This is a genomic window from Halomonas sp. H2 (assembly GCF_050215315.1).
Lineage (GTDB): Bacteria > Pseudomonadota > Gammaproteobacteria > Pseudomonadales > Halomonadaceae > Vreelandella.
Map to the genome: position 1 here is coordinate 2523318 of NZ_CP189760.1, position 24758 is coordinate 2548075.

General features: G+C 54.3%; 22 protein-coding genes. 7 read left to right on the forward strand and 15 right to left on the reverse strand.

The features are described from left to right. Positions 1-125 precede the first annotated feature (125 nt). Entirely contained in the window at positions 126-1226 is a 1101-nt protein-coding gene (locus ACQE2I_RS11765) for an efflux RND transporter periplasmic adaptor subunit (RefSeq protein WP_427028280.1), read from the forward strand. Then, positions 1226-4378 carry an efflux RND transporter permease subunit gene (locus ACQE2I_RS11770; protein ID WP_427028281.1) on the forward strand — a complete coding sequence of 1051 codons (3153 nt, stop codon included), beginning with the start codon at positions 1226-1228 and terminating at the stop codon, positions 4376-4378. The genes ACQE2I_RS11765 and ACQE2I_RS11770 overlap by 1 nt, the downstream gene beginning before the upstream one ends. A gap of 132 nt (positions 4379-4510) precedes the next feature. Here ACQE2I_RS11770 and ACQE2I_RS11775 read toward each other — a convergent pair whose 3' ends face one another. Then, a complete protein-coding gene (locus tag ACQE2I_RS11775) occupies positions 4511-4939 on the reverse strand; it encodes a DUF3617 domain-containing protein (protein ID WP_427028282.1) in 429 nt (142 codons plus the stop codon). A gap of 128 nt (positions 4940-5067) precedes the next feature. Between ACQE2I_RS11775 and ACQE2I_RS11780 the strand changes: the two genes are divergently transcribed. Beyond that, a complete protein-coding gene (locus ACQE2I_RS11780; protein WP_427028283.1) occupies positions 5068-5277 on the forward strand; it encodes a CPXCG motif-containing cysteine-rich protein in 210 nt (69 codons plus the stop codon). Positions 5278-5282: 5 nt separating this feature from the next. Here ACQE2I_RS11780 and ACQE2I_RS11785 read toward each other — a convergent pair whose 3' ends face one another. The 4 genes from ACQE2I_RS11785 to ACQE2I_RS11800 all read right to left on the reverse strand — a co-directional run bounded on the left by ACQE2I_RS11785 (position 5283) and on the right by ACQE2I_RS11800 (position 9489). Beyond that, complete coding sequence (locus tag ACQE2I_RS11785) at positions 5283-6107, reverse strand: ABC transporter permease subunit (protein WP_427028284.1); 825 nt, start codon at positions 6105-6107, stop codon at positions 5283-5285. A gap of 10 nt (positions 6108-6117) precedes the next feature. Continuing rightward, positions 6118-7053 (reverse strand): ABC transporter permease subunit, encoded by a 936-nt coding sequence (locus ACQE2I_RS11790; RefSeq protein WP_427028285.1) that lies wholly within the window; start codon positions 7051-7053, stop codon positions 6118-6120. 50 nt (positions 7054-7103) lie between these two features. Continuing rightward, positions 7104-8285, reverse strand: coding sequence for an ABC transporter ATP-binding protein (locus tag ACQE2I_RS11795; RefSeq protein ID WP_427028286.1), 1182 nt, complete (start codon positions 8283-8285; stop codon positions 7104-7106). A gap of 100 nt (positions 8286-8385) precedes the next feature. After that, positions 8386-9489, reverse strand: a complete 1104-nt coding sequence (locus ACQE2I_RS11800) for a polyamine ABC transporter substrate-binding protein (RefSeq protein ID WP_427028287.1) — start codon at positions 9487-9489, stop codon at positions 8386-8388. A 340-nt stretch (positions 9490-9829) separates the two neighbouring features. Between ACQE2I_RS11800 and ahpC the strand changes: the two genes are divergently transcribed. Then, on the forward strand, positions 9830-10393 hold the full coding sequence (gene ahpC, locus ACQE2I_RS11805; protein WP_427028288.1) for an alkyl hydroperoxide reductase subunit C: 564 nt from the start codon (positions 9830-9832) through the stop codon (positions 10391-10393). Between the two features lie 133 nt (positions 10394-10526). Next, positions 10527-12083 carry an alkyl hydroperoxide reductase subunit F gene (ahpF, locus tag ACQE2I_RS11810; RefSeq protein WP_427028289.1) on the forward strand — a complete coding sequence of 519 codons (1557 nt, stop codon included), beginning with the start codon at positions 10527-10529 and terminating at the stop codon, positions 12081-12083. Positions 12084-12338: 255 nt separating this feature from the next. On the opposite strand, the gene ACQE2I_RS11815 is transcribed toward ahpF, so the two are convergent. The 8 genes from ACQE2I_RS11815 to ACQE2I_RS11850 form a co-directional block, all read right to left on the reverse strand. Next, the gene (locus tag ACQE2I_RS11815; protein WP_427028290.1) at positions 12339-13418 is read right to left on the reverse strand and encodes a porin; all 1080 of its coding nucleotides are present in this window, start codon (positions 13416-13418) and stop codon (positions 12339-12341) included. 264 nt (positions 13419-13682) lie between these two features. Beyond that, positions 13683-14489 carry a ProQ/FINO family protein gene (locus ACQE2I_RS11820; RefSeq protein WP_427028291.1) on the reverse strand — a complete coding sequence of 269 codons (807 nt, stop codon included), beginning with the start codon at positions 14487-14489 and terminating at the stop codon, positions 13683-13685. A gap of 19 nt (positions 14490-14508) precedes the next feature. Beyond that, the gene (locus ACQE2I_RS11825; RefSeq protein WP_427028292.1) at positions 14509-15048 is read right to left on the reverse strand and encodes a dihydrofolate reductase; all 540 of its coding nucleotides are present in this window, start codon (positions 15046-15048) and stop codon (positions 14509-14511) included. Next, a complete protein-coding gene (locus tag ACQE2I_RS11830) occupies positions 15045-15818 on the reverse strand; it encodes a thymidylate synthase (RefSeq protein ID WP_427031457.1) in 774 nt (257 codons plus the stop codon). Before ACQE2I_RS11830 ends, ACQE2I_RS11825 begins: the two co-directional genes overlap by 4 nt. Before the next feature lie 157 nt (positions 15819-15975). After that, positions 15976-16773, reverse strand: a complete 798-nt coding sequence (lgt, locus tag ACQE2I_RS11835; protein ID WP_427028293.1) for a prolipoprotein diacylglyceryl transferase — start codon at positions 16771-16773, stop codon at positions 15976-15978. An 83-nt stretch (positions 16774-16856) separates the two neighbouring features. Then, complete coding sequence (locus ACQE2I_RS11840; RefSeq protein ID WP_427028294.1) at positions 16857-17654, reverse strand: sulfite exporter TauE/SafE family protein; 798 nt, start codon at positions 17652-17654, stop codon at positions 16857-16859. Then, positions 17651-18625 carry a response regulator gene (locus ACQE2I_RS11845; protein WP_427028295.1) on the reverse strand — a complete coding sequence of 325 codons (975 nt, stop codon included), beginning with the start codon at positions 18623-18625 and terminating at the stop codon, positions 17651-17653. The genes ACQE2I_RS11840 and ACQE2I_RS11845 overlap by 4 nt, the downstream gene beginning before the upstream one ends. Positions 18626-18712: 87 nt before the next feature. Continuing rightward, a protein-coding gene (locus ACQE2I_RS11850) for an IS630-like element ISHsp2 family transposase (RefSeq protein WP_076611625.1) occupies positions 18713-19727 on the reverse strand; the annotation gives its coding sequence in 2 pieces (ribosomal slippage) (positions 18713-19339 and positions 19341-19727; 1014 coding nt in all). 433 nt (positions 19728-20160) lie between these two features. Between ACQE2I_RS11850 and ACQE2I_RS11855 the strand changes: the two genes are divergently transcribed. Continuing rightward, positions 20161-20949 (forward strand): NRDE family protein, encoded by a 789-nt coding sequence (locus tag ACQE2I_RS11855; RefSeq protein WP_427028296.1) that lies wholly within the window; start codon positions 20161-20163, stop codon positions 20947-20949. Here ACQE2I_RS11855 and ptsP read toward each other — a convergent pair. Beyond that, a complete protein-coding gene (gene ptsP / locus ACQE2I_RS11860; RefSeq protein WP_427031458.1) occupies positions 20946-23207 on the reverse strand; it encodes a phosphoenolpyruvate--protein phosphotransferase in 2262 nt (753 codons plus the stop codon). The two genes, ACQE2I_RS11855 and ptsP, sit on opposite strands and share 4 nt — an antisense overlap. An 88-nt stretch (positions 23208-23295) precedes the next feature. Further along, positions 23296-23787: an RNA pyrophosphohydrolase gene (rppH, locus tag ACQE2I_RS11865; protein WP_427028297.1), complete on the reverse strand. Its 492-nt coding sequence runs from the start codon at positions 23785-23787 to the stop codon at positions 23296-23298. Positions 23788-24022: 235 nt separating this feature from the next. On the opposite strand from rppH, the gene ACQE2I_RS11870 reads away from it, so the two are divergent. Continuing rightward, a complete protein-coding gene (locus tag ACQE2I_RS11870) occupies positions 24023-24679 on the forward strand; it encodes an HAD family hydrolase (protein ID WP_427028298.1) in 657 nt (218 codons plus the stop codon). Positions 24680-24758 lie beyond the last annotated feature (79 nt).

Genomic DNA, 24758 nt, shown 5'->3' on the forward strand with positions numbered 1-24758 from the left:
ACGCGTCTAGAGCGACTTGGGCTATCAAAAGCAGGCATTCTAACAGGCTCAGGGCTTAAAATTACGATATATAAGAATTAGTCTATACAATAACTGTATAAATATTTACTAACACTGAGAAGACCATGCCTCTGCCCTTGCGTCGACGACTTTTCTTGCCACTTACGCTAATTCCACTCGCCCTGCTTTTCTCTCTGACCCTACTATTTTCTACAGCGACGTTCGCCCAGTCAGCGCCGCCGGTGATAGGTACACGGGCAGTGATGACCACCTGGTCAGATCCGCTGGAAGCCTTGGGAACGCTTAGCGCTGAAGAAAGCGTCACGCTATCTGCCACCGTCACGGAAATTGTTGGCGAGATCAATTTCCGTGACGGTGAGCAGGTCGCAAAGGGGCAACTGCTTATTCGCTTAGAAGATGCGGAAGAGCAGGCACAACTCAGGGCATCCCAGGCGTTACGCGAAGAGCGGCGCAATGCGTCCGATCGCGCCTCGCAGCTCCAGGAGCGAAACTTAGCCGCCCGTGCCGACGTAGAAGACAGTAGATCCCGCCTGCGCCAAGCAGACGCCGATATTCAAGCGATTGAAGCACGCCTAGCCAATTATCAGATAGAAGCGCCCTTCAGCGGCCGCGTGGGCTTTCGCAATATCAGCGTTGGCGCTTTGGTAACGCCAGGAATGGACTTGGTCACGCTTGATAAGCTCGATGTAATGAAGCTGGACTTCAGCATTCCTGAAGTTTTTTTAGGCCGTCTCACGCCTGGCCTAATGCTAAATGCCACCACCGCCGCTTTTCCCGATGATCTTTTTAGCGGCGAAATCGCCACCATCGGCACGCGCGTTGACCCTGTTACACGTAGCGTTAACGTACGCGCCGAGTTCGATAACGCCGATGGGCGCTTACGCCCTGGTATGCTGATGGAAGTGATCGTTCAACAGCATGTTCGTGACACCATTGTGATTCCCGAAGCCGCTATTGAACCCAGCGGTGATCGGCATTTTGTGATGCTTATCGAACAGCGCAATGGCACTACGCGCCTAGCCCAGCGTGAAGTCAAGATTGGCGAGCGGCGCAACGGCGAAGTGGAAATCCTTGAGGGATTGGCAGCAGATGACTTACTTGTCTTCCATGGCCTGCAGTTGGCCCGGGATGAGCAAGAAGCGAGGTTAATCGGCATTGCTGATGATGAGACGGGTATTCGAGCGCTGCTCGAGGCTGACCGCTAATGCGCTTATCGGATATCTCCGTTCAGCGGCCAGTCCTGGCGATGGTCATCGCGGCACTGATTATTGCCTTTGGCTTATTGGCACTTAATCGGTTGCCGCTGCAAGAGTACCCCACCATCGACCCGCCGGTAGTCACTATCGATACCCGCTACCCCGGCGCTTCCGCCAATGTGGTTGAAACACGCATTACCCAGGTGCTGGAAGACCGAATAGCCGGGGTGGAAGGCATCGAGTTGATTACTTCGCAAAGTGAGGATGGACGCTCTCGAATTGAAATCGAGTTTGGCATTGATATGGATATCAATGCTGCCGCCAATGATATTCGCGATCGCATTTCCGGTGCGCTACGCAACCTACCTGACGACGCTGACAACCCAGAGGTCACCAAAGCCGACAGCAGCGAAGAAATCGTAGTGTGGCTAAGCCTTTCCGGCGAAGACTACTCCATTACGGAGCTTACCGACTACGCAAACCGCTTTCTGGTCGACAGCCTCTCAGTGCAGCCGGGCGTGGCGCGAGTGCGGGTCGGCGGCGGCAGTGACTATGCCATGCGTGTCTGGTTAGACCGTAATGCCCTGGCGGCACGCAACCTAACCGTTAGCGATATTGAAGATGCCCTGCGCGCTGAGAACGTCGAGCTGCCAGCAGGCTCGATCGAATCCGCGGATCGACAGTTTATTGTTCGCCTGCCCCGCAGTTTCGCCAGTGCCGAAGACTTTCAGCGCCTCGCGCTCAACTCTCCCCGCAATGCCTCTACCAATCAAGAGAGCGGCTACTTAGTGCGCCTTGGGGACGTCGCGCGGGTGGAAGTTGGCGCAGTAGAAGATCGTTCGGTGTTCCGCTCTAACGGCGTGCCGATGGTAGGCCTTGGCATGATTATGCAATCAACGGCCAATGTCATCGAGCTATCTGAAGCGGTACAAGTGGAACTTGAGCGCTTGCAAGGCACGTTACCGGAGGGAATGTCGTTAAGCTTAAACTACGATGCCTCGCTGTTTGTTTCTGGTGCGATAGAGCAAGTGGTGATGACGCTATTTATTGCCATGGGGCTGGTAGTGGTAGTGATCTTTATGTTTTTGGGTAATTTACGTACCACCCTGGTGCCCGCGGTCACGGTACCCATTGCGGTTATTGGAGCCTTTACCGCCCTGGCCGCGATGAATTTCTCGATCAACCTGCTAACGCTGTTAGCGCTGGTACTGGCCATTGGCCTGATTGTCGATGATGCCATAGTAGTGCTTGAAAATATTAACCGACGCATGCACGACTACGGTGAAACGCCCTTGGTTGCCGCTTTTCGTGGCACCCGACAAATTGCGTTTGCGGTTATCGCGACCACCTTGGTGTTGGTGGCTGTCTTCGTGCCGCTCAGTATGCTGCAGGGCGATATCGGTCGGCTGTTTTCGGAATTCGCGCTCACCATGGCGGCTGCGGTAGCCGTTTCGACCCTGCTGGCATTGACGCTCACCCCAATGATGGCGTCTAAAATACTCAAGCCGGGCATGCACGACAGCCGCATTGGCAAAGCCGTGCAGTGGCTGCTTAGTGGCACCCAGCGGCGCTATCAAACCGCTCTTGAGTGGATGCTAAAAATGCGCTGGCTGGTCGTGGCCATGTTTGTGCTGTTGATTGCCGCTACGGCTTGGCTGGCCACGGTACTACCCAACGAATACACCCCACAAGAGGATCGCGGTAACTTTATCGTATTAGTGAATGGCCCAGAGGGCGCCACTTTCGACTACATGATGGATTACATGGATGAAATCGAAGCGCGCATGAACCCGCTGGTCGAGAGCGGCGAATTAGAGCGCGTCGTGGTTCGCGCCCCGCGTGGCTATGGCAATATCGAGAACTTTAACAGCGGCTTTATCATTGTCAATATGGCCGACTGGGGCAGCCGACGTAGCGCTTGGGAGATTATGGCCGAGGTGCGCCAAACGCTTAGCACCCTGCCTGGCGTGCAGGCCTTCCCGGTAATGCGCCAAGGTTTTGGTCAGCGCACCCAAAAGCCGGTGCAGTTTGTGCTGGGCGGCGGTAGTTACGAAGAAATTGCCCAGTGGCGCGATACGCTGATGAACCATGTGCGTGAAAACAACCCGCGCTTGATGGCACTTGAGAGTAACTATAATGAAACCCAGCCCCAACTGCGGGTGGAGATCGACTACGAACGAGCAGCTTCTTTAGGCGTCACCGTTACCGAGATCGGTAGAACCCTCGAAGTATTGCTAGGCGGCCGTAATGTCACCCGCTATGTGGATGCAGGCGAAGAGTACGATGTGATTCTAGAAGGTGACCGCGGCAGCCAGAACAGTCCCAGAGCACTGGATAATATTCAGGTTCGCTCGGCTCGTACCGGTGAATTGATTCCTCTGGCAAGCCTCGTCACGCTTTCCGACTTTGCTGGCGCCAGCACGCTAAATCGCTTTGACCGTATTCGCGCGATTACCATTGAGGCTAACTTGGCGGATGGCTACCCTCTCGGGGAGGCGCTGGCGTATTTAGAGGAGAGTGCTGCGGAACTGTTGCCAGAAGAGGCACAAACCAATGTGGCGGGGGCATCGCGAGATTTTCAACAGGCTAGCGGCGCCACCGCCTTTCTGCTAATACTCGGCGCTTTAGTGGTCTTTTTAGTCTTGGCTGCGCAGTTTGAAAGTTTGATCCACCCCTTTGTGATCATGCTAACGGTGCCATTGGCAATGAGCGGTGCCCTGCTTGCGCTACTGCTGAGCGGCCAATCGCTGAATATTTACAGCCAGGTAGGGCTAGTGCTGCTAATTGGCCTGGCCGCTAAAAACGGCATTCTGATTGTTGAGTTTGTCAATCAGTTACGCGATGAGGGCCATGCGTTCCGTGCAGCGCTGATCGAAGGCGCGGTCACTCGGTTAAGGCCCATCTTAATGACCGCGGTGACGACCATGGCCGGCGCTATTCCGCTAATTATCTCGACCGGCCCCGGTGCCGAGTCGCGCTTGGTCATCGGCACGGTGGTTATGGCGGGGGTGGGGTCGGCGACGATTTTCACACTATTTGTCGTACCTGTGGCATATGACCTGCTGGCACGCCATACCGGCTCGCCTGGAGCAGTCAAGCGTCGCTTAGAGGATGAGATAGCCAACGCGACCCAAGCACGGGGAAGCACGGCAGACAGATAGTCCTGACCAAGCTAGTCCTGATCAAGCTAGTCCTGATCAAGCTAGTCCTGACCAAGATAGACCAGACCAAAAAAATGGGCGCCCCTGCTGCTGCCGGGGCGCCCTTCTGGTCAGTTAGCTAAAGAGCAGTGCTTATTCGCACTCGCCAAGATGCTCGCCTTCAATGACCGTATTCATGCTCAGCTCGCCCATGGGCGACTGGGTAAGGATATCGACGTTGCCTTCAATGCGCTCACCCATAAAACGCATTTCACCGTCAATGGTCGCTTCGCCACCTTCAGCACGGCATACCATGCTGTAGCTCAGGCCATCTTCTGTCATGTCCTGCTCAAGCAACTCGCAGCCCTCTTCTTCTTCGATGAAGCCGAAGTCAGCACCCTCAAGCTCTTCCTGGCTAATACACTGGCGCTCTGTGTCCGTTTGATCCGGAATATCCATTTCACCGCTTACGCTGGTTTTGCTCACAAACTCCCACTCGCCGGCGGCCACATTGGGGGTTTCGGCCAACGCGATCATCGGAAAGGCCATAACGGCCGCTACTGCCATGTTACGTAACATCATCGCTACTCTCGCTGCGTTGCTTTAGGAACCTGCGGGTATCCTACCTGAATAAATTCCATGATGCCTCACCTGGCGACCACGCTGCTACACTGATGAGTTCAACCATCCCGCTAACAAAGGTAGCTAATATGCACGATGACGCGCTGGTAAATTACGCCTTCCATTGCCCTTACTGCGACTCACCGCTGACCTTCCTCATTGATACCTCACAGGGCAGCCATGCCACCTGGGAAGACTGCCACCAGTGCTGCGCGCCGATCCAACTACAAATTATCGTCTCGCCCATGACCGGTGAACTCGACAGCGTGATAGCCGGGCGCGACGACGACGTTCTCTAATGGTATTAACCGTCCTGTAGGGCAGCTTTCCGTTTGGTCTCATTGCGACGCATAAAGAACCACGCCAGCAAGGTCGCCAGCGATACGGTCAAAATAATCAGTGTCGCGAGCGCATTAATTTTCGGTGATACGCCCATTCTTACCGATGAAAACACCACCATCGGCAACGTATTTGCCCCCGGCCCAGAGACAAAGCTGGCGATTACCAGGTCATCAAGTGAAAGGGTAAACGCCAACAGCCAGCCCGCCGCTAGCGCGGGAGTAATAATCGGCAGCGTGATCGAAAAGAAGGTTTTAAGCGGAGGCGAGCCCAAATCCATCGCAGCCTCTTCAATCGAGTGGTCCACTTCACGCAGGCGCGCAGCCACCACTACCGCCACATAGGCGCTACAAAACGTGGTGTGGGCAATCCAGATCGTCGCCATGCCGCGATCAGCGGGCCAACCGGTAATTTGCGCCATCTGTACAAATAGTAGCAGTAGCGAGAGGCCGGTAATCACTTCGGGCATTACCAACGGCGCCGTCACCATGCTAGAGAGCGCCGTCTTGCCCCGAAAGAGGCCAAAGCGCGTCATCACGAAAGCAGCCACGGTACCTAAGCAGACCGCCATGCTTGCCGCAAAAAAGGCGATGCGTAGGCTTGTCCACACTGCCGACAATATTTGCTGGTCACGAAACAGTTCGCCATACCACTGAGTAGAAAAGCCGGCCCATACGGTGACCAGTTTCGAAGCGTTAAACGAGTACACCACCAGTACAAACATCGGTAGGTAGAGAAACAACAGGCCAAGCACCAGCATGATTGTCGAGAAATTAATCCGCAGTCTCATGATCCTAGCCTCACTCTTCAAGTTCGCGTGACTGATAGCGGTGGAACCAGACAATCGGCACCAGTAATAGCAGTAGCATCACCATGGCGAGCGCCGACGCCACCGGCCAATCGCGGTTGAGGAAGAACTCCTCCCACAGCACCTTACCGATCATTAAGGTATCCGGGCCGCCGAGCAGTTCAGGGATCACGAACTCCCCTACCGCCGGAATAAACACCAGCATCGAGCCTGCCACAATGCCCCCGGTAGAGAGCGGCAAAGTGACCTTGAAAAACGTATTGAGCTTGCGCGAGCCAAGGTCTGAAGCGGCCTCAAGCAGCGAGTTATCCAATCGGGCCAGATGGGCATACAGCGGCAGCACCATAAACGGCAAGTAGGCGTAGACAATCCCAATGGTAACCGCGAACTGGGTATTCATCATGCGCAGCGGAGAATCGATAAGGCCTAGCCCAATCAATAGGTTATTGATTAAGCCGCTGTTGCTTAAAATACCCATCCAGGCATAAACACGAATCAGAAAAGACGTCCACGACGGCAGCATAACCAGCAGCAGTAATAGCAGTTGCCAGCGGGCCGGCGCCCGCGCCATTGCATAGGCCATCGGGTAACCAATCAGCAAGCACACCGCCGTGGCAATGAACGCCGTTTTTACTGACCCCCAATAGGCAGCGATATACAGCGAATCTGATAACAGAAAGAGGTAGTTACCCAGATTGAGAAATACGTGTAGCGTCTGGTCAGCGAACTCAAGCAGCGGCCCATAAGGAGGGATCGCAATAGCCGCTTCGGAAAGGCTGATCTTGAGCACTAGCGCAAAGGGCAGTAAGAAAAACAGCGTTAGCCAAACGAGCGGAAACGCAATCACCACCTTGCGGCCCAATTGCAGGCGCTTGAGCAGTACTGAAAAACGTGTTGAAGAACGCACTGAAGAATGAGATGGCTGCATTAAAGGCACTCTCCTCGCGGTAAGATAAGCACTCTGGTTGCGACAACAGGCTAGCGGTTCAAAACAATCGTGCTGTGGTCTTCCCAGTAGACATACACACTGTCTTCCCAAGTGGGTCGATCGCCACGGCGCTCTGTATTGGCCATGCTGACCTTAATGATCTGCCCCGATTGCGTACGCACGTAGTACAGCGAGAAACCGCCTAAGTAGGCAATATCATCCACTTTGCCTTCCGCCCAGTTATATTCCGTGGTGGGCTTTTCGCGGGTGAGCCAAATCTTTTCCGGACGCAGTGCGACCCAGACCCGCCGATCTACCGCCTGGGTGGTAATACCGTGGTCAATGTAAACTGGCCGTTCAAGCGCAGGAGCGGCAATGCGGCAGTGGTCTGCAGCGTCGTCAATAATCTCGCCTTCAAACAGATTCACCGTGCCGACAAATTCCGCCACCATACGGCTCACCGGGCTTTCATAAATATCGATGGGCGAGCCTATCTGCTCAATCCAACCATCGGCCATGATTGCCACACGGTCGGCCATGGTCATGGCCTCTTCCTGATCGTGGGTCACCATAATGCAGGTAACGCCTACCTGTTCAATGATCTCGACCACTTCGAGCTGCATTTCAGTGCGCAGTTTTTTATCCAGCGCGCCCATGGGCTCGTCTAGCAACAGCAACTTGGGCCGCTTGGCGAGCGAGCGCGCCAGCGCCACCCGCTGGCGCTGGCCGCCAGAGAGCTGATGTGGTTTGCGCTTGGCAAACCGCTGCATATGCACCAGCTTGAGCATTTGCGCGACGCGAGCGTCAATATCCGCTTTGGGAAGTTTGTCCTGCTTTAGGCCAAAGGCAATATTCTGCGCTACCGTCATATGCGGAAATAGCGCATAGGACTGGAACATCATATTGATAGGCCGCTTGTGCGGGGGCATCGCGGTAATATTTTCACCGTCTAATAAAATGCGCCCTTCCGTTGGGGTTTCAAAGCCCGCCAGCATCCGCAACAGAGTAGATTTACCCGAACCAGAACCACCTAATAGCGCGAAGATTTCCCCGCGCTTTACCTGCAAATTGACATCATCCACCGCCAGCGCATCATCAAAGCGTTTGCTTAGGCGTTTCACTTCCAGCACCACGTCTTCAGCAAACCGAGGGGTTTTCCCCAGCGGGCGTAGTGTGGTGGAATTGGTTAGCGAAACGGATGAAGGCTCGTTCGACAGGGGCGTAGTGACCATTCGCCACTCCCATCAAAAGGCCCGGAAAGCCGGGCATTAAAAAGACCAACAGCGAGCCAGTGAGGCAGTACCTCGGGCTCGCCGTCGGATAAATGTCGGCTTAACGACCCGACTTCACGCGATTCCAAATACGCGTGCGGGCGCGCAACACATCCTGGGTTTTTTCGGCCTGGAGGTAGAGGTTTTGCATGACCTCGGTTTCTGGGTAAATAGCCGGGTCATTGATAATCTCATCAGAGAGAAACTCATCAGCCGCCGCGTTAGGGTTGGCATAACGCACGTATTCGGTAATTTCAGCGGCAATTTCCGGGTCAAGAATAAAATCGATAAAGGCGTGGGCGTTTTCGCTATTCGGCGCATCGGCGGGTACCGCCATCATATCGAACCAAAGGGCAGCACCTTCCTTAGGAATACTGTAGCCGATGGAGAAGTCTCTGCCAGCTTCGTCAGCGCGCTCGGCGGCCTGGAAAACATCCCCCGAGTAGCCAGCGGCCACGCAGACATCACCATTGGCCAAGTCTGACACATAGCGCGAAGAGTGGAAGTAGGTCATATCGTCGCGGACACCGGCGATCAGCTCACCAGCGGCTTCTATGTCGTCAATATTCTCACTTACTGGATTTAACCCCAGGTAAGCCATGGCGGGCGAGAGCATCTCATCGGCGGAATCCAGCATTGACAAGCCGCAGCCTGCTTCACTTAAGGCAGCCGTTATTTCAGGATCAAACAGCAGCGCCCAGCTATCTACCGGCGCGTCGTCACCCAAAACCTCTTTAACGCGATCAACGTTATAGCCAACCCCATTGGTACCCCACATATAGGGAACCGAGTATTCGCTACCGGCGTCGATGGTTTCCAAGTTGGCCATCAGTTCGGGGTTGAGATTGTCTAAGTTGGGCAGTAGCTCATGGTTGAGCGGCTGGAAAACACCGGCTTTCACTTGGCGGGTAAAGTAGTAGGTGGAAGGAACCACCACATCATAGCCGGAGCGTCCGGAGAGCAGTGCGGCATCCAGAATTTCGTTGCTGTCGTAAACATCGTAGGTCACTTCAATACCGGTACGCTCGGTGAATTTTTCCAGCGTTTCCGGGGCAATGTAATCTGACCAGTTAAAAACCCGCACCTCTTCGGCGTGAGCTGCATCAGCCGCTGCGGCAAACGAAATGGCCGCAACGGCCGCGGAAAGTTTGTGGATGTTCCCCATATCACTGCTCCTTATAGATAAACTGTTTGCCACTTTTTTATAGCCATCGGGCTGCGACAATTGCCAATACCCAATCATCACCAACGGCTAACAATAGCGTAGGCCATAATACGCGCCGTGCGAATTTTGCGTTGCCGTGCGCCCTACCGCAAGTCAATGTGAAAAATTCTTGTAATCCAGCTCTTAGACCCCATCTATCAATCAGCTCAGCGGCTCTACTTATTGAAGAAATAGTTAAAAACTATTGATGTGATGACTATTATCAATTTTAGATATAAGCCGTTAGCCATTAGTATTATCACCAGTTCCTAATTATTCATCTGACTTGGAGATTATCTGAATGTCATTGATCAACACTGAAGTTAAGCCGTTCAAAGCGACTGCCTACTCGAATGGCGAGTTTATTGACGTCACTGAAGCGGACATGCAAGGCCAGTGGTCTATCTTTTTCTTCTACCCCGCTGACTTTACGTTTGTTTGCCCGACTGAGCTTGGCGACCTAGCCGACAACTATGCTGAGTTCAAGAAGCTGGGCGTTGAAATCTACAGCGTTTCAACCGATACCCACTTCACTCACAAAGCTTGGCACGACAGCTCTGAAACAATCGGCAAACTGCAGTACCCGATGATTGCTGATCCGACGCTGCGCATTTCACGCAACTTCGAAGTCTTGATCGAAGAAGCAGGCCTCGCCGAGCGCGGTACCTTTGTTGTCGATCCTGACGGCAAAATCCAGATCGTAGAAATTAACGCTGGCAACATTGGCCGTAACGCTGAAGAGCTGCTGCGTAAAGTAAAAGCCGCACAATACGTGCGCGCTAATCCGAACGAAGTGTGCCCCGCCAAATGGAAAGAAGGCGAAGAAACACTCGCTCCTTCGCTGGACCTGGTAGGCAAAATCTAAACCGCCTATCGATCTCACCTGCCGCGCCTGCCTAGTGCCTAGTGCCTAGTCAAAGTGGTATGGGTCAGCTCTACACCCGGGTTCTGCCCGGGTGTTTTGTTATTAGCAACAGCACTGTGAGGAAGCTACTGTCATGCTGGACGCCAATTTAAAATCCCAGTTGAAAACCTATCTGGAAAAAGTGACTCAGCCGTTCGAGATCGTTGCCTCCCTCGATGACGGTGCCAAGTCACAAGAACTCCTTGGGCTGCTCGAAGATATTAGCAGCCTGAGCGGCAAAATCACCTTGCACAGCGACGGCCAGGATGCCCGCACACCATCGTTTGCGATCAACCGCCCAGGTGAAGAAACCGGCGTGGTCTTCGCAGGCATTCCGATGGGCCACGAGTTCACATCGCTGGTCTTGGCGCTGCTTCAAGTAGGCGGCCATCCGCCTAAAACCTCTGATGAGATGCTTGACCAAATCAGAGCACTCGACGGTGAAATGCTGTTTGAGACCTACTACTCACTGTCGTGCCAGAACTGCCCTGATGTGGTTCAAGCGCTTAACGTAATGGCTATTTTCAACCCGAATGTACGCCACGTTGCCATCGACGGCGCGCTGTTTCAGGATGAAGTTGAGTCGCGGGAAATCATGTCGGTACCGAGTATTTACTTAAACGGCAAACCGTTTGACCAAGGCCGCATGACGCTTGAACAGATTCTGGCTAAAGTCGACACCGGCGCCGCCGAACGCGATGCCAAAAAGCTAAGTGAAAAAGCCGCCTTTGATACCCTAGTGATTGGTGGCGGCCCGGCAGGCGCCGCGGCGGCGATCTATTCGGCGCGTAAAGGTATCAATACCGGCGTTGCCGCTGAGCGCTTCGGTGGCCAAGTGGCGGATACCATGGGGATTGAAAACTTTATCTCCGTTTCACATACCGAAGGCCCGAAGCTAGTTAGCGCGCTTGAAGAGCACGTAAAAGATTACGACGTCGATGTCATGAATCTCCAGCTTGCCACGACGTTTAAAGCAGCCGAGGCTGAAGGTGGCCTGCACGAAGTGACCTTTGAGTCCGGCGCTAAGCTTAAGAGTAAAACTCTGGTACTGGCGACTGGCGCCCGCTGGCGCGAAATGAATGTGCCTGGCGAACAGCAGTACCGCAACAAAGGCGTGGCTTATTGCCCCCACTGTGACGGCCCGTTATTTAAGGGTAAGCGAGTAGCGGTGATTGGTGGCGGCAACTCTGGCGTGGAAGCAGCTATTGATCTAGCGGGGATTGTTGGGCACGTCACGCTGGTCGAATTTATGGGTGAAATGCGCGCTGATGCAGTGCTGCAGAAAAAACTCAAAAGCCTGCCTAACGTCGATATTATTCTCAACGCACAGAGCACCGAAGTCACCGGTGATGGTAGCCGTGTCAATGGCTTGAACTATAAAGACCGCACTTCTGACGCGAGCAAATCCATCGCGCTAGAAGGTATTTTTGTTCAAATCGGCCTAGTACCTAACACCGAGTGGTTGAAGGGTTCGCCGATTGAGATGACGCCACGCGGCGAGATTATTGTCGATGCTCACGGTATGACATCCGTGCCCGGCGTATTCGCAGCGGGTGACGTCACTACCGTGCCCTACAAACAGATCATTATCGCTATGGGCGAAGGTGCCAAAGCCTCGCTCGGCGCTTTCGACTACTTAATTCGTAGCTAACTCTCATGCCCTAACCCCCACGCCCGCTGATGTCAGCGGGCTTTTTTTTGCGGCCCCCCATATATCCAGCTATCTGTTGTTATCGGGCTATATCCAAACGCTATTTAGCTAACTCGTCCCAGCTATACATATCTAGTTCATCACAGCCATAATTAGCAGAGGCAAAAATACGAATCAAAAAAACCGGCCTCTTTCGAGGCCGGTTCTATTGGTTCTGCTAGGCAGTTACCTTATAAGCGTGGTTTTAAACCAGGCTTAGAAGTGGTAACGAGCGCCTGTCAGCCAGTAAATGTCGTCACCGTCAGCAGTGCTAACAATCTCATCATCGTCAAAGAGAGTGACAGATTGCTGGTCAGCCTGGTGGAACTCGGCGAATACATCAAAGTTGCTGGAAACTTTGTAGTAGCTGCCCAGTGCCCAAGCGGTACGGTCAGAACCGTCGCCATCTTCGCTGATGTCGTAGATATCACCAGTGAACGTCCAAGCACCTGTGGTGAAATTGCCACCTAGGCCGATTTTGTCGTAGCCATTACCGTAGCCTTCGTCGCTGTGCTTACGACCTTCGTAACCAAGGCGAGCAGAGAACTGATCAGTAACGTCGTAAGAACCGATCAAGCCGCCCATTACTTCGCCGTTACCGCCACCGCGAACGACGTCATCAACAAAACCCAGACCTACAGTGAACGGGCCTTGCTGGTAGCGTGCGCCACCCTGGGGAGCGATGACATTGCCTTCTGAAGTTGTTTCAACGCCTTCGTCCAGTCCACGCTCGCTGTAGTGTTTCAGCTGCAGGAAGGCAGTGAAGCCTTGTAGGTCAGGCGTGTAGTAACCGATAGAGTCGCCACGCGACTGCTTCGGATGACCAGCGAATTCTAGGCCACGGTCGATATAAACATCGAACGGCAGTGAAACGAAGTCTTTGTAGAAGCTGTCGAAGTTACCACCTTGAATAGTACCGTACTGGTCGCTTTTTAGACCAATATAGCTTTGACGAACTTCGTTGAAGCCAGAGTTACCGTTACCACTTGGGCCGGTACGCTCATCACCGCTAAAACGCCACTCAACATGACCGAAAGCAGTCAGGTCGCGAGAAACTTCGTGGCTCATGCGCAGACCAAGACGTGAGTAAACGTCTACGAACTCAGCGCCGTTGTCGAATTCTACCCGGTTATCTCCAGTTCCTTGATACTCAGGGCCGCCACCGGCAACACCCATTGCGATACGGCCATAGACGTCAAGCTTGGTACCGTCTTGGTCATATACGGTTGCCGCTTGTGCTGCAGCAGAGGCACCCAGGGCGCCGATGATAGCAGTCGCTAAAAGTGTTTTTTTCATGATGTAAGTTCCTTAACTCGTATACTGTTTCGATCGTTACTGCTCGACTTCATTAAGCCGGCAGGTGGCTTTTGCGGGCCATGCTCTTTTCTCATCCGCCGGTTTTTTCCCGATGGTATGCGGCATGTCCTCAACTAAGCCTTGTTATAGTCCAATGCTCGCAAAACAAACTCTATACTGGGATTCCAGGGAACGCAATAGAAAAAAACAGTGTTTCTTTACTATTTGCACTTTTTTATGGAACCCCCGCGGTCAAACCCGGTCTCAGCGCCCTTTAAATTTCTGCTGTAGCCCTAGCAATTTGTCTTCCATGCTAAGCGGCTTACGCGGCTGACTTTTTTCTGTTTCGGGCTGCGCCTTAGCTTGCTTTGGCTGCTCTTGACGAGGCTTTTCGTCTAGAGACTTCGATTTGGATGGGGCTTTTTTGGACTGAACGCCGGTTTTTTTATCACCTTTTTTATCACCACGCTCTTGCTGATCACCGCGCTTTTCTGATGCATGTAGCGCGGCTTCTTTATCTACCTTGCCAGCAGGCAGGCCATCTAAATCTACCCGCTCGGCGCCCGCCCGCACCGCTTTAATATAACGCGGCAGGTTTACATAATTGGCCAAGGCGCGGCGAATGAGCTTATTAGACCACTCTTCACGTTCAGCTAGGTCTTGGTGAATACCTACTTTAAGCGGTTTGGTGTGGCCTTTAAAGAACGCTTTTGGGTAGCGCTCGTACCATTGGTTAAGCAGCGCATGCGGCGAAGGCGCCTGAGCAGTTTCCGCTGCAGGTTGCGTAGGCGAGCCCTCTTTAGCCGTCACGGCTGCATTAGCCGCCTCAGATAGCTCGGCTGTTTCAGCCCCTGCGCTTTCTTGTGTTCGTTCGTGCGTTTCTAGCGCCGTTTCTGTTGAGAAAGCTGTATCGTGCGATTCTGCCTTGGGCACGCTTTGCTCAGGAGCCTCTTGACCCGCCAATTGCCGTTTTAGCTGCTGATTTTCTTCACGCAGGGCCTGCAGCTCAGCTTGGGTGCGTTCAAGTCGCGCTTCTAAATCATCCAACATATTCATTAAGCTGGCGGCCATAGCCTTCTCCTTAGACTTTTCAGTCGGCGATGCGCTCGTAGACTACGAAATCGTAGTTAGGCTGCCCTGCTGCTGGCTGCCCCGCTACGCGCTGCACTTCTTGCCACTCTTGGGGCTCGAAGTCAGGGAACGTTGCGTCGCCTTCTACGTCTATGTCCACTTCCGTAATATACAGCCGCTGAGCAAAAGGTAGGGCCTGACGGTAGATCTCCCCGCCGCCCATTACCATGATCTCTTCTGCTGCTTCAATAGTGGCATGCTGGTCGGCAAGCGCAAGCGCGGCGGGCAGATCGTGGCACACGCGTATGCCTTCGTGGGCAAACTCGGTGTTACGGGTGACTACTATATTAAGCCGATTAGGCAGCGGCTTGCCGATGGACGCATAGGTTTTACGCCCCATCACCAGCGGCTTGGCCTGGGTAATGCGCTTAAAAAACGTTAAATCTTCCGGCAGGTACCAGGGCAGTTTGCCCTCTACGCCGATGACGCGATTTTTGGCCATGGCGACGATCATTGCCACCGGTACTAAGGAGTCAAAGGTATCTCTCTGCTGGCTCATACCGCGACCTCAGCTTTGATGTGCGGATGCGCCTGGTAAGCGTCAATGTGTATATCTTCAAAGCGGAACGCAAACAGGTCGTCAATTTGTGGATTAAGTACCAGTTTTGGCGCTGCTTTGGGGGTGCGCGTTAACTGCTCCTGCGCTTGCTCTAAATGGTTACTGTAGAGATGCGCATCGCCCAGGGTGTGAATAAATTCACCCGGCTGCAGGCCAGCCACTTGCGCAACCATAGTCAGCAACAGTGCGTAGCTTGCGATATTAAACGGCACGCCGAGAAAAATATCGGCGCTGCGCTGATACAGCTGGCACGACAGCTTGCCATTGGCAACGTAGAACTGAAACAGGCAGTGGCACGGCGGTAGCTGCATTTCGTCTACCTGGGCTGGGTTCCAGGCTGAAACGATCAGGCGACGCGATTGGGGCGAGGTGCGGATTTGCCCAAGCACTTTGGCAATTTGGTCAACGCTGCCGCCTTTAGGGTTGGGCCAGCTTCGCCACTGGTAGCCGTAAACCGGGCCCAGGTCACCGTTTTCATCCGCCCAATCATCCCAAATCCGTACCCCGTTCTCTTTTAGGTAGGCAATATTAGTATCGCCCTTCAAGAACCATAGGAGTTCGTGAATGATCGAGCGCAGATGCAACTTTTTGGTGGTGAGCAACGGAAAACCACGCGATAAATCAAAGCGCATTTGATGACCAAACACAGAGCGCGTACCCACGCCCGTGCGGTCATGGCGATCAACACCATGCTCCAGAACGGTTTGCATTAAGTCTAAGTAGGGTTGCTCAAGCGCGGGCGTTGGTGCAGTCACAGAGTTTCCAAATTAACAGGCGATGTAGCGGTTTATTCTAGGTGGTGAGGCCATAAGGGGCAATGCGAAGATCACCCCCTCTACATGAGCCTTCAAGCTGAGCGCTTCTTCTTTAGGCGTTTTGGACTTCCACATCCACCGGCTGAGAGCGTGACCAGGCGACAATAATGAGCCCCAGCGCGATCATCGGCAGCGTCAGCAGCATACCCATGGTGCCCCAGCCAAAGGCGATGTAGCCGATATGGGCGTCGGGCATGCGCACGAATTCGACCATAAAACGGAAAACCCCGTAGCAGACTAAAAACAGCCCGGATACAAACCCACGCGATGTTGGCTTGGCGGAGACCCACCATAGAATTACGAACAGCACGACGCCTTCTAGCAGCGCCTCATAGAGTGCTGATGGATGGCGCGGCTCAGGCCCCATGCCGGGAAAAGGCATGCCCCAGGGCAGCGAGGTCACGCGGCCCGGTAGCTCATGATTAATAAAGTTACCGATGCGCCCGGCACCTAAGCCAATGGGTACTAACGGGGCGATAAAGTCGGTCAACGTTATGAATGCCAACTTTTTGCGACGGGCGAATATCCAGGCCGCGAGCAATACACCGAGAAGCCCGCCGTGAAAGCTCATACCGCCATCCCAAACGCGGAAGATCCAGAGCGGGTCGGCTGACCACTGCCCAAGCCCGTAAAACAGCGCATAGCCTAAACGCCCACCAGCCACGACGCCTATCGCGCAGTAGAAGAGTAAATCGCCAATATCGTCATTATTAAGGCCAATGCGCGATGCGCGCCGACAGCCAAGCCACCAGGCGGCAACAAACCCCACTACGTACATCAAGCCATACCAATGAACCTGCAGTGGCCCTAAGGAGATAGCCACTGGGTCAATCGTCGGGTAATTAATCATTTACACTCTCTAATCTGACCAAAGGGAATTGTTCATTTACGCAACATTGAAAGCGCCCTCTCAGCTAGCTAAATAGTCAAAAGCTAGGAGAACAGAAAACGTACGCCTACCACTGCCAGGAGCAGCGCAAAGGAGAGCCGTAGCGCATAAGCAGGCAAAACATGGGCAAGTTTAACGCCTAAGCGGGCAAAAGGAACGCTAGTGACAACGATACTAAAAAATGCCGGCCACATCACAAAGCCAGTCGCCCAGGCAGGCAGCAGCGGATTTCCCCATCCAACAACGACAAACACCAGCGCCCCCACCAGTGCGATAGGCAAGCCGACCGCTGCAGCCGTGCCAACCGCCTGAGTCATACTGGCTCCGCAGCGAGACAGTAGCGGCACCGTCATGGCACCACCGCCAATCCCAAAAAGTGCCGAAATACCGCCAATCACTCCCCCTGCCAAGGCCATTACCCACTTACCAGGGGCGACACTGCCGGGCTTGGGCGTTAAGCCAAACGCCATTTTTGTGGCAATGAGTAGAACAAAGCTGCCAAACATAGTTCCCAGCGACGTACCGGAGAGGTTGTCGGCGACAAATACCCCAGCGACAGCCCCTAATACTAAGCCTGGCAGCAGTGCTTTAAACCAGGCGCGGTGAATGCTGCCTCTACGCAAATGGCCTAGGGCTGAAGAGGAACCGGTGACAAGAATGGTCGCCAGGGAGGTGCCGATTGCTAAGTGCATGATGATTTCAGGGGCGACGTTCTGTAGGCCGAACGCAAACACCAGCACGGGAACGATAATAAGTCCGCCGCCGACACCAAACACACCCGCCATAGTGCCTGCGACGGCCCCTAAGGTTAAATAAATTGATAGCGCCGTCACTACCGTCATGCAGGCGGAGCCGCTTTAATGGTACCTGGAAACCAGCGACTGATCATATTGAGTAGGGTTTCTGGCTGGTAAGGCTTGGCAAGCAGATCATCCATACCCGCGGCTAAGCAGGCATCGCGCCCGGCACTGTCTGCATTGGCCGTCAGCGCGACCAGCACGCTCTGGCTACTCCCCTGAGTGCGCTCGTACTCGCGCCAGCGCCGAGTAGTTTCAAGCCCATCTAAGGTGGGCATGTAAATATCCATAAACACCAAATCAAAAACACCACTATGTTGACGCTCAAGCGCCTGTTCGCCACTACTAACGCCCTCTACCTTCAACCCTTGGGTTTCAAGCATTTGCCGCGCCAGCATCAAATTAACCGGGCCATCATCGACCACTAACACACGCAAAGGGCGTTGGGAGATAGCACCATCGTCGGTACTTTCATCGGTACGTTCATCGCCACGCTGCTGAACGAGATTAGCCAATAGCGCGCGGATATCTGATAGACGCTCGCGTACATCAGTGACGTTTTGCCGACACTGATGGGTAATCTCTTTTTCGGCCATCAGATTTAAGTGTCCTAACAAGCCATCTGTTTCACGCTGAATCAGCGCTAGATAACCCGTTTTCAAACGTGACTCTTCACGCGCTCTTTCGCGCCCGGCCATCACGTGTTTGAGCTGCCGCTGTTGATACTGGAGATCTTCCAATAGCGTTTGCTCATGTTCTTGCTGAGTATTTTTGCTAGCAGCACTCACGACTTGCGAGCAGTTCATACAGCGTTCGAGACCGGCTAAAACTTCATTAACGCTGGCTAACCGCTGAAGGGGGCGGTGGGATTCGTCGGCTGCCTCTGGCGGGGAACATTTATGCGCTGGCAGCGAGCGCGCGGCGGAAGTACATAGCGCGCGGCTGTGTCGTTCAAGTTCGGTGATTTCCTGCATAAAGTGTGTGTCTTTTCGCCGGGCGCCGGCTTTTACCAGCATCAGAAACGCGCCAAAATTTAAACTGCTGCCGACTAGCAGGGCCAACATTAACCAAAGTAGGGTGCTCCAAGAGGCAGAGTTAAGTGCTTATTCAAAATTAATCGCGTGATCAGCTTCATAGCTACCCAATAGCCGGTGTACCTCTTCACAGAGGTGATCAAACGAAAGGTAAGCACTCAACGGCAGCCATGCGTACTTCATCTGACGCCACAGTATCTCAATCAGATTCAGCTCCGGCGAGTAGGCCGATAAGTAAACCAGATGCACACGGTGCGACATCCACTCGACTATTTTCCGCCTGAAGGCCTGCGAGCGATGCATGCTGGCGTTGTCGAGCACCACAACAGCGAAGGTATCGGTTTTTTTCTGTGCTACAAACTGGTCAAACGCTTCGATGACCGTCTCGGTGGTCACTGACCCGGTAGTGGTGTGGTAGATCAGTTTCCCAGCACGGCTGAGGAACCCCAATACGTTCAGCCTTCGGCTGTGTGAGTAGGCGGTCACCTCGCAGGGTTGCCCGATGGGACTCCACGCATAGGGTACCGACGACGATTGTGAAAAACCCGATTCATCAAAGTAATAGAGCTCGTGCTCACCCTGGTCCTCCTGCTGATGGAGTGCCTTGAGGAGGCCTTGGGTGTTTCGGAAATCCGTCTCGTCACGCAATGCTTTGAGTGAGTGCCGGATACGTTTGAAGCTGAAGTCATTTTTTTTTCAACGCTCGGCGAAGGGTCACCGTGCTGACGGTCTTGCCCGTCTCTTCTTCAAAACGGGCCTGCAAGGATCGAATCTGGTGAGGCTGTTCGGCGACGAGCTCCTGCAGTCGCTGATGATCGCTCTCGTCCAAGACGGGCGTGCGACCACTGCGGGGCTTGTCGATCAATCCATCGAGGCCTGACGCTTCCCATTGTTTGAGCCATCGTGATACGGCGTCGCGGCGGACCTCCAGTATCTGGCTAATTTGGTTGATCGTATGACCTTGATTGCTCAGTAGGATGGCATGTGCACGGCGTCGTAGAGCACGCTTCTCACCGTGGTGATAGGCGGAGGACAGCGTCTGCTGTTCAGAGTCAGTAAGGGGAGCAACGAAACGCCTTAACATGGTTCCATCCGTTAGAGATATCAGACTCCAACGTTACACGAAAACTTAAGATCAGGCACTTAGGCGACATCCACCACACTAATGCTCCTACCACTAAGCAGAGCACTACTAATGCTGCCTGCAACAACAGTAGAGGCCACAATAGAGGCCACACAATGGCGTTCCAAAAGTGCTCCCGTTGATAGCGCTGCATGATCTCGCCTTCCTCTTGGCCAACAGGCCTGTGATAACGTGACCGCTGATTAACCCCTTAGGCACCTGCCACAAACGACATTCACAGCCAACTAAGGCAGTAATTTATGCTACAAACATGATACCGGCGTAAGTGTACGTCTACGCTTCGTGACTGTCATGCTGATCTTCCGTTGAACGTCTTTCAGCCTTGTTGTCTGCGAGTTTGCTGTGTCTATGAGGATATGCCTGTGATGATGATATGTGTCTAATAACGTTTGCTTGGCAACCCGGCTCTGCTGTGCCCTTACAATTGATGGGCAACCGTGATGAATTCCATGCGCGCCCTACCGCGCCGCTTGCTCATTGGCAAGACGCCTCTGGCTTGGTGGGTGGGCGCGATTTAGAGGCTGGCGGCTCATGGCTAGCTACCAAACGCGGCGGCGTGGTAGCAGCATTGACCAATGTACGAGACCCTCGTTTACAGGTGCCGCCCGGCGCCCCCAGTCGCGGCGAGTTAGTCGCTGACGCCCTACAGTGTGACGATATTGAAGCGTGGCTGATGGCACTTGCCCAAGGCGAAGCATGGCGCTATGCGGGTTTTAATTTACTGGTCACCACATCGCAGCGGCTTTGGCACCTGCACCGCGGCTATGGCCGCCTGACTCTCAGCGAGGTGGCCCCCGGCGTACATGGGTTATCCAACGCCGACCTCAATTCGCCCTGGCCAAAGCTTGTACAGGTACGCAATGCGCTTGAGCAGAGCTTGGTACAAGAACGCTTGTTAGCATGGCCTTCGGCGGTTCAGCGGGCGATGCAAAACGCTCAAGAGGCGGCTATTGAGGCGTTGCCAGACACAGGCGTGGGGCTTGAACTGGAGCGCCAGCTCTCAGCGGCATTTATCGTTGGCGAGCGCTATGGTACACGCGCTACTTCGTGGCTGACGTTAGACGCACGAGGGAACATTGAGATCACCGAGCAGCGTTTTGGGCCGCTGGGACGCTTTGAGGGTGAAACCACCCTGGCGCTGCCCAGCGAGCTCACTGACTAATCCCGAGGGGGCATTAAGTGCGACAACTGCCATTCATCCAAGCGGTTATCTAAATGGGCGTGCACCTGGGCGGGCGTGTCTAGCGCCATTACTTCTTGAAGCAGCTGCTGTGCATCGGTAAACGGCACCCGGCGTATGGCAGCGCGCACTTTAGGCAGGCTGGGAGCGTTCATTGATAAGCTGGTAAAGCCCATCGCCATCAATAGCAGCGCCCCAGCAGGGTCACCGGCTAACTCTCCACATAACGAAATGGGCTTATTGAGCCGCGCTGCATCGCTGGCAAGCTCCTGCAGCGCGCCAAGCAGCGCCGGGTGCAATGCATCGTAAAGGCTCGACACCCGCGGGTTATTACGATCAACGGCCAGCAAGTACTGGGTAAGATCGTTGCTACCCACAGAGAAGAAGTCGACTCGCTTGGCCAGCGCATCCATTTGGTAAATGGTAGCCGGCACTTCGATCATCACGCCTACCTGGGGCCGAACAACGACAATCCCCTCCTCCCCCAGCTCCAAAATCGCTCGGTCCAGCAAGCGCAGCGCCTCATCTACCTCTTCCACATTGGTGATCATGGGGAACAGCACATAGAGGTTGTCTAGGTCGAATGAGGCTTTGAGCATGGCGCGTAGTTGCACCATCAATACTTCAGGGTGATCCAGCGTGACGCGCATACCACGCCAGCCCAGAAACGGGTTAGCTTCTTCAATCGGGAAATAGGGTAGATCTTTATCGCCACCGATATCCAAGGTACGCATCACCACGGGTAGTGGCGCAAAGCCTTCGAGCTGATCGCGATACAGCTTGGTTTGCTCTTTTTCACCGGGGAAGCGCTCAGTAATCATAAACGGTACTTCGGTGCGGTAGAGCCCAACTCCGGCAATACGGCTTTTCAGCAGCGCGGTGGCATCGACGGCTAACCCAGTATTCACCATCAGCGGCATGATGTGACCGTCGGGGGTCGCGCTGGGGCGATCCTGCTCGTGCTCCAGAAGCTCGCTAAGCGCCTCTTCTTCAGCAATCAGGCTTTCGTAGCGCGCCGTCAGTTCTGGGGCAGGACGCACAAATAGGCGGCCACGGTGGCCATCCAACACCACTGGCGCGCCGCCTAGGCGTGGCAGGGGCAAATCCACCATGCCCAGCACCGTAGGAATGCCCATGGCGCGGGCCACAATCGCCACGTGAGAGGTGCTGGAGCCCCGCACCGAGACCAGCCCTTTGAGCTTGTCGCGGGGCACTTCGCCCAACATTGCCACGCTGATTTCATCACCGACCAGAATCGCGTTGTCTGGGTAAGTTTCCGGCGTAGAGGGGGTGTCTTCCTGCAAGTGCGCCAGTACTCGGCGCCCTAAATCGCGAATATCCGCTGCGCGCTCACGCAGGTAGTTATCGTCTACCCGCTCTAAATACTGGACATGCCGACGCACTACATCGGCCAGTGCGCCGGGCGCCCACTGCCCTTCGCGAATGCGTTTCTCCACTTCATCGGCAAGCGCCGCTTCGCCGAGCATTTGTTGGTAAACATCAAACAGCGCCAGCTCCTGGGCGGAGATGCGGCTTGCCAAACGCTCGGCTGCGGCACGAATTTCGCTGCGGGTTTTGCCAATGGCTTCTTTTAGGCGGGCAACTTCATAATCCTGATCGCGGGGAATTAGGTCGGGCACGCTATTTAAATCGGCAGGCGGTGTAATCACCACCGCTTCCCCCATGGCCATGCCTGGCGAAGCGGCGACGCCTTTAAACATTGCCTGGCCACCGGCAAGCGCCGGGCGCAACAGATCGCCGGTGGCTAATGCGTGAGCTAAGACCCCTGCCAGCTGCGCCGCCATGGTGACCAGAAAGGCTTCGTCTTCATCATCGTAGCGGCGCTTTTCGGCTTGCTGAACCACCAATACGCCCAGCATGTGGCGCTGGTGAATAATCGGCACACCCAGAAAGCTGGAGTAGCGCTCTTCTCCGGTGGCTTCAAAATAGCGGAATTGCGGGTGGGTCTGGGCATCTTCGAGGTTTAGCGGCTCGCTGCGCTTGGCCACCAATCCCACTAGGCCTTCGCCTAACGGCAGCACTACGCGCCCTACCGCTTGGGTGCGCAGGCCGATGGTCTCCATCAATACCAGCGACTCAAGCTCTTTATCGTAGAGGTAGAAGGAACAGACGTCGGTCTGCATCGCTTTACGAATTCGGCGTACCATCGTGGACAGCGCGGCGTCGAGGGTGCGCGCGCCGTTCACTTCTTGAATCACCCGGCGCAGCACCTCAAGCATGGACGTTTTACTTTTCACTGTTATTTGCCTCGCTGAGGAATTTCCTGGCAGACTGCTGCCGCCCTACGGTGGGCAGCGGCGAATCAACCTAATCGTCATCCTGTGCCAGGCGCTGAACGCGAGGAGACAACTCTCGCAGCGCGCGCCGGTATACCTCTCGCTTAAAAGGCACTACCTGCCCTAGCGGGTACCAATAGCTCACCCACCGCCACCCATCAAATTCGGGGGTTGGGGTTGCCGTCATACAGATTTGGCTTTCCTGGCAACGGATTTTAAGTAAATACCACTTCTGCTTCTGGCCTATACAGACCGGACGCGAATGTGTGCGAACCATACGTCGTGGCAGACGGTAGCGTAGCCAGCCCCGGGTGCAGGCAACAATATCAACATCGTCGGCGGTTAAGCCGATCTCTTCGTAAAGCTCACGAAAAAGTGCTTGTTGTGGCGTCTCGCTTGCATTGATGCCCCCCTGGGGAAATTGCCACGCATTTTGTCCTACCCGACGCGCCCAAAGCAGCTGCCCCTGGCTATTGGCAATGATAATGCCAACATTGGGGCGAAAGCCGTCAGCGTCGATCACGGACATCACCTTATAAATTTTCAGTTGTCCCCATTTTTCCACAAGGGAGACAACCGTATCAATACAATATAACGCTAAGTGATGAATGGTTACGTCTCAACGTAGTCGCCAACAACATGCGTTGGTGGGAATGGCATGACGACTCTGCGATAATCCGCGTCCGCTATTTGCCTAACTAGCGTCTTTTAAAGCACTACTGACCTTCTACTAGCACTGACTAAAAAAGGGGAGCGCCGTGAGTCTGGCCATTTTCGATTTGGATAATACGCTGCTATCCATCGACAGCGATCATGCCTGGGGAGAGTTTTTACTCGAACAAGGTGCGGTAGACCCGATTGCTTACCGGGAAGCCAACGAACGCTTCATGGCCGATTACAACGCCGGCACTCTGGATATGGCGGCCTTTTTGGAGGTGGCACTTAAGCCGCTGGCCGATAACTCTCCTGAACAGCTTTCTGCCTGGCACCAGCAGTTTATGGCCAGCAAAATAGAGCCCAGCATTCTGCCCAAAGCAGAGGAGCTGCTGGCCCGCCACCGTACTCAAGGCGACACACTACTGATCATTACCGCCACCAACCGCTTTATTACCGCGCCGATTGCCGAGCGACTGGGTGTGGATAACTTAATTGCTGTCAATCCAGAAGTGCGAGAGGGTCGCTACACGGGACGTGTTTCCGGCATTCCCAGCTACCGCGAAGGCAAAGTCACCCGCTTGAACCAGTGGCTTGAACAGCAGCATATTTCGGTCGACGGCGCCTGGTTCTACAGCGACTCACACAATGATTTGCCGCTATTAGAAGAAATCGACCACCCCGTCGCCGTCGACCCCGACGACACCCTGCGCAGCATTGCCGAAGAGCGTCAATGGCGGATTATGAGTTTGCGGGATTAGGTTTGTGAGTGAGTGGTGAGTGGTGAGTGGTGAGTGGTGAGTGGTGAGTGGTGAATAGAGCGTAAAAACCCCGCAAGCA

Coding starts and splice junctions, on each gene's coding strand:
- ACQE2I_RS11765 (WP_427028280.1), top strand. CDS start 126: ATGCCTCTGCCCTTGCGTCGACGACTTTTCTTGCCACTTACGCTAATT.
- ACQE2I_RS11770 (WP_427028281.1), top strand. CDS start 1,226: ATGCGCTTATCGGATATCTCCGTTCAGCGGCCAGTCCTGGCGATGGTC.
- ACQE2I_RS11775 (WP_427028282.1), bottom strand. CDS start 4,939: ATGATGTTACGTAACATGGCAGTAGCGGCCGTTATGGCCTTTCCGATG.
- ACQE2I_RS11780 (WP_427028283.1), top strand. CDS start 5,068: ATGCACGATGACGCGCTGGTAAATTACGCCTTCCATTGCCCTTACTGC.
- ACQE2I_RS11785 (WP_427028284.1), bottom strand. CDS start 6,107: ATGAGACTGCGGATTAATTTCTCGACAATCATGCTGGTGCTTGGCCTG.
- ACQE2I_RS11790 (WP_427028285.1), bottom strand. CDS start 7,053: ATGCAGCCATCTCATTCTTCAGTGCGTTCTTCAACACGTTTTTCAGTA.
- ACQE2I_RS11795 (WP_427028286.1), bottom strand. CDS start 8,285: ATGGTCACTACGCCCCTGTCGAACGAGCCTTCATCCGTTTCGCTAACC.
- ACQE2I_RS11800 (WP_427028287.1), bottom strand. CDS start 9,489: ATGGGGAACATCCACAAACTTTCCGCGGCCGTTGCGGCCATTTCGTTT.
- ahpC (WP_427028288.1), top strand. CDS start 9,830: ATGTCATTGATCAACACTGAAGTTAAGCCGTTCAAAGCGACTGCCTAC.
- ahpF (WP_427028289.1), top strand. CDS start 10,527: ATGCTGGACGCCAATTTAAAATCCCAGTTGAAAACCTATCTGGAAAAA.
- ACQE2I_RS11815 (WP_427028290.1), bottom strand. CDS start 13,418: ATGAAAAAAACACTTTTAGCGACTGCTATCATCGGCGCCCTGGGTGCC.
- ACQE2I_RS11820 (WP_427028291.1), bottom strand. CDS start 14,489: ATGGCCGCCAGCTTAATGAATATGTTGGATGATTTAGAAGCGCGACTT.
- ACQE2I_RS11825 (WP_427028292.1), bottom strand. CDS start 15,048: ATGAGCCAGCAGAGAGATACCTTTGACTCCTTAGTACCGGTGGCAATG.
- ACQE2I_RS11830 (WP_427031457.1), bottom strand. CDS start 15,818: ATGCAAACCGTTCTGGAGCATGGTGTTGATCGCCATGACCGCACGGGC.
- lgt (WP_427028293.1), bottom strand. CDS start 16,773: ATGATTAATTACCCGACGATTGACCCAGTGGCTATCTCCTTAGGGCCA.
- ACQE2I_RS11840 (WP_427028294.1), bottom strand. CDS start 17,654: ATGACGGTAGTGACGGCGCTATCAATTTATTTAACCTTAGGGGCCGTC.
- ACQE2I_RS11845 (WP_427028295.1), bottom strand. CDS start 18,625: ATGCTGGTAAAAGCCGGCGCCCGGCGAAAAGACACACACTTTATGCAG.
- ACQE2I_RS11855 (WP_427028296.1), top strand. CDS start 20,161: ATGTGTCTAATAACGTTTGCTTGGCAACCCGGCTCTGCTGTGCCCTTA.
- ptsP (WP_427031458.1), bottom strand. CDS start 23,207: ATGCTTGAGGTGCTGCGCCGGGTGATTCAAGAAGTGAACGGCGCGCGC.